This is a genomic window from Pseudomonas sp. Sample_24 (assembly GCF_004307605.1).
In the GTDB taxonomy this organism is placed as follows: Bacteria; Pseudomonadota; Gammaproteobacteria; order Pseudomonadales; family Pseudomonadaceae; genus Aquipseudomonas.
Genome location: NZ_RCNW01000394.1, coordinates 1 through 4098, shown reverse-complemented (window position 1 = coordinate 4098; position 4098 = coordinate 1). Strand labels below are relative to the sequence as shown.

At 58.3% G+C, this 4098-nt stretch carries 6 protein-coding genes; all 6 read left to right on the top strand.

What is annotated here, in order from left to right; translation table 11 throughout:
• Nucleotides 1-850: S16 family serine protease (locus D8V06_RS22855; protein ID WP_277751312.1), on the top strand; the 850-nt coding region annotated here is incomplete at its 5' end.
• A gap of 213 nt (nucleotides 851-1063) precedes the next feature.
• On the top strand, nucleotides 1064-1468 hold the full coding sequence (locus D8V06_RS22850) for a hypothetical protein (protein WP_056855210.1): 405 nt from the start codon (nucleotides 1064-1066) through the stop codon (nucleotides 1466-1468).
• Nucleotides 1469-1594: 126 nt separating this feature from the next.
• Nucleotides 1595-1987: a protease inhibitor I42 family protein gene (locus tag D8V06_RS22845; RefSeq protein WP_056855209.1), complete on the top strand. Its 393-nt coding sequence runs from the start codon at nucleotides 1595-1597 to the stop codon at nucleotides 1985-1987.
• A 2-nt stretch (nucleotides 1988-1989) separates the two neighbouring features.
• Nucleotides 1990-2625, top strand: a complete 636-nt coding sequence (locus D8V06_RS22840; RefSeq protein ID WP_130905793.1) for a lysoplasmalogenase — start codon at nucleotides 1990-1992, stop codon at nucleotides 2623-2625.
• Between the two features lie 221 nt (nucleotides 2626-2846).
• Nucleotides 2847-3626, top strand: coding sequence for a carboxy-S-adenosyl-L-methionine synthase CmoA (gene cmoA, locus D8V06_RS22830; RefSeq protein ID WP_177434475.1), 780 nt, complete (start codon nucleotides 2847-2849; stop codon nucleotides 3624-3626).
• Nucleotides 3623-4098, top strand: a 476-nt coding sequence (locus D8V06_RS22825) for a DUF1698 domain-containing protein (RefSeq protein ID WP_130907790.1), incomplete at its 3' end; no start/stop codon positions are given. The genes cmoA and D8V06_RS22825, both read left to right, overlap by 4 nt.

The following is a 4098-nucleotide window of genomic DNA, read 5'->3' as shown; positions in this document are numbered from 1 at the left end:
GATTCGCCTGTCGGGCTACATCACCGAAGAAAAAGTCGCCATCGCCAAGCGTCACCTGTGGCCGAAACAGCTGGAGAAGGCTGGCGTATCCAAAGGCAGCCTGAGCATCAGCGACAATGCGCTCAAAGCCTTGATCGACGGTTATGCCCGTGAAGCCGGGGTGCGTCAGCTGGAGAAAAACCTCGGCAAGCTGGTTCGCAAAGCGGTGATGAAGCTGCTCGACGATCCCAAAGCGGTGATCAAGCTCGGCCCGAAAGACCTCGAACCGTCCCTTGGCAAACCGGTGTTCCGCAATGAACAAGTGTTGTCGGGAACGGGCGTGATCACCGGACTGGCCTGGACCAGCATGGGCGGCGCGACCTTGCCGATCGAAGCCACCCGCATCCATACCCTTAACCGCGGCTTCAAGCTCACCGGGCAATTGGGCGATGTGATGAAGGAGTCCGCGGAGATCGCCTACAGCTACGTCAGCTCCAATCTGAAGTCGTTTGGCGGCGACCCGAAATTCTTCGATGAAGCCTTTGTGCACCTGCACGTGCCGGAAGGTGCAACACCGAAAGACGGCCCGAGCGCCGGTGTGACCATGGCCAGTGCGCTGTTGTCGCTGGCACGCAACCAGCCACCGAAAAAAGGCGTGGCCATGACCGGCGAGCTCACCTTGACCGGGCATGTGCTGCCGATTGGCGGGGTGCGCGAAAAGGTCATTGCGGCGCGGCGGCAGAAAATCTTCGAGCTGATTCTGCCCGAGGCCAATCGCGGTAATTTCGAAGAGCTGCCGGAATATCTCAAAGAAGGCATTACCGTGCACTTTGCCAAGCGGTTTGCGGATGTGGCTAAGGTATTGTTCTAAGCCGGCAACCCAATACCAAAAAGGCCAGGCTATTGCCTGGTCTTTTTTTGTGCATTTGATCAACACCTTGCGAATTGAACTATTAAGTATAAAAAGATCAACTAGCACCGCAATTTAAATCTAAAAAACTAGCATATTTGACAGTATCCTCTCAAAAGGCGTGATGCTAACTTTTCAATTCAAATCATTCCTAGTTACTGACAGGCACACTCCATGACCAACCTGAAACAGGCTACTCGATCAGAAGCTACCGGTTACCTCAAGGCTAAGAGAAACAATGAGGAATTCTTCAGTTCCGAGGTCGTTTTCGCAAGCCGCTATGACAAATGGATTGAAATTGAGGCGCACATCAACTTCGCCCTTCCAGATCCAAGGTTTTTCCTGTTGGATATCGATGAAGCCACGCCAAGCGGACAACAGAACTTTGTGCGGGGAGGGTATTTGCGCTCCGTTGAGTATCACAGCGGAAGCTCTATGCAATCTGCATACGAAGGAACTTTCACGGCCAACTTAAATAATTCGACTAAAAGGTATCAACTAACATTTAACCTGAAATTCTATGGTCACGATAAGCTCGAAATCGAAGGTGAGCTCGACATTACGGGCTTACATCCTTAATCAGCCTCACCATTCCCTCCAAACCAGAGCCTGATTTGCCAACATTCTTCTCCAAGGCTCTGGTCACACTTTGTCTCATCTCGGTTATGCTCGCCGTTCGTCGTGAACGCCGGAGCTACTGACCCTATGTCCCCCATTCGTCTGTTTGTCCCTCTCGTACTCGCCTTGCTGGCCGCTTGCGCCACGCAACCGAAACATAACGTGACGGTGGAGAAACAAAGCGAATGCCCGGTGAAACTCACTGCTGGGCAAAACCTGATCCTGACCTTGCCGAGCAATCCCACCACCGGCTACCGCTGGGCGATCCAGGATTCGGCCGGGGGCGTGTTGCGCCCGCTGGGGCCAGAGGTTTATCGAAACCCCGAAGATGCCGGTGTGGTGGGCGCTGCAGGCGTATCGACCTGGCGTTTTCAAGCCTTCGCCGCTGGCACCGGGCGTTTGCGCCTGACCTCACAACAACCATGGGCGCCGGAAGTGCTGCCGGTTGATTCCTTCGACTGCACTGTCTCGGTCAACTGATCGTGGGCTGGCTGATTCTGGCACTGATGGGCGCGCTGACGTTCCTGTATGGCTTGAGCGTGCATGCTGCGATGCTCTGCCTGCTGGTCAAGCCGTTGCCCGTATTGGCTCTGCTCGGTTGGCTGCACGATGCGCCGCCCGGTGAGTACCGCCGCTGGATCAGCCTCGGTCTGATTTTTTCCCTGCTGGGCGATGTGTTGTTGGCGTGGCCGGGGGATTTGTTCGTGTTTGGACTGGGTGCGTTTCTGGTTGCGCACCTGGCCTATCTCAAGGCGTATCTGAGCGATTGCCGACGCTTGGCCGTGCTGCCGCTGGTGCTGGCCCTCGGTGTCGGCGTCGTCCTGCTGGGGATTCTGATTTCCAACGGCCTCGGCCCATTGCTGGTGCCCGTGATTGTCTATGGCACAGCCATCAGCGCCATGCTCTGGCGCGCCCTGGCCCGACTCGGGACCGACGTGCCCAAACGCTCTGCGCTGCTGGCGGCAGCGGGCGCGGTGGCGTTCGTGTTCTCCGACAGCGTGATTGGCATCAGCCGGTTTGTGATGCCATTTGATGCTGCCCCTTATGTGATTATCCTCAGCTACTGGCTGGGGCAATGGGGGATCACTGCCTCGGCGTTCCCCCAAAGATCACGCTAACCATTGTGGCGAGGGAGCTTGCTCCCGCTGGGCTGCGAAGCGGCCCCGAAACCATTCAACCGCGCGTCAACAGTTTCACCCCACCTAGCCGGGTTTGCGACTGCTGCGCAGCCGAGCGGGAGCAAGCTCCCTCGCCACAATGGTGTTTCCTTTCCGTTGACCGGAGTGAACTCCAGCGGTTTATCAGACAACCCGCGCATCCCCGCGCCAACTTGGCTAAAATGCCGGCCTTTTCCACCTACGCCGCTGGAACCGCCGTGAGCAAAGAACCCGATCGCCTATTCGCCCAGCCTTTGGCCCAGGTGCCTGACTTCGCCTTCAACGAAGACGTGGTACGGGTGTTCCCGGACATGATCAAGCGCTCGGTGCCGGGTTATCCGACCATCGTCGAAAACCTCGGCGTGCTCGCCGCGCAGTTCGCTCAGCCCAATAGCGTGCTGTATGACCTCGGCTCGTCGCTCGGCGCAGTGACCCAGGCGCTGCGCCGGCATGTGCGCACCGAGGGTTGCCGGGTGATCGCTGTGGATAACTCCGCGGCGATGGTCGAGCGCTGCCGCGAGTACCTCAACGGCCAGGATTCGATGTTCCAGGAGTTGCTGCCGGTCGAGGTGATCGACGGCGACATCCTCGCCCTCGACTTCCAGCCTGCCTCGGTGGTTGCACTGAACTTCACCCTGCAATTCATCGCCCCGGACCAGCGTAGCGCATTGCTCAGTCGCATCCGCCACTCGCTGCTGCCCGGTGGGGCATTGATCCTCTCGGAAAAACTGCGCTTCGAGGATGAGCAGGAGCACGCGCTGCTCACCGACCTGCACATCGCCTTCAAACGCGCCAACGGCTACAGCGAACTGGAAATCGCCCAGAAGCGCAGCGCCATCGAAAACGTCATGAAGCCCGACAGCCTCGAAGAACACCGCGAACGCCTGCTGGCGGCCGGGTTCTCGAAAGTCGTGCCGTGGTTCCAGTGTCTTAACTTTGCCTCGTTGATTGCCTTGCCATGATTGATCTGTCCCCCCTCGCCCGCCGTCTGGCCGGCACGCCGCTGGCCGATTGGGCCAACACCTTGCAGGCGCAACTCGACAAGAAAATGGAAAAAGGACATGGCGATCTGGAGCGCTGGCAAAGCGCGCTGGACGCCTTGCCGAAGATCCAGCCCAAGGTCGTCGATTTGCTCAACGGTTTGAAACTGGACACCGATTGCGACGACGCAACCCGCGCACAGATGCGCACTGCGCTGATGGGTTTGTCGCCGTGGCGCAAGGGGCCATTCGACTTGTTCGGTGTGCATGTCGATACCGAGTGGCGTTCGGACTGGAAATGGTCGCGGGTGGCCCCGCACCTGGACCTCAAGGGCAAACGCATTCTCGATGTCGGTTGCGGCAACGGCTATTACATGTGGCGCATGCTCGGCGCCGGTGCGGACAGCGTGATCGGTGTCGACCCGAACTGGCTGTTCTTCTGCCAGTTCCAGGC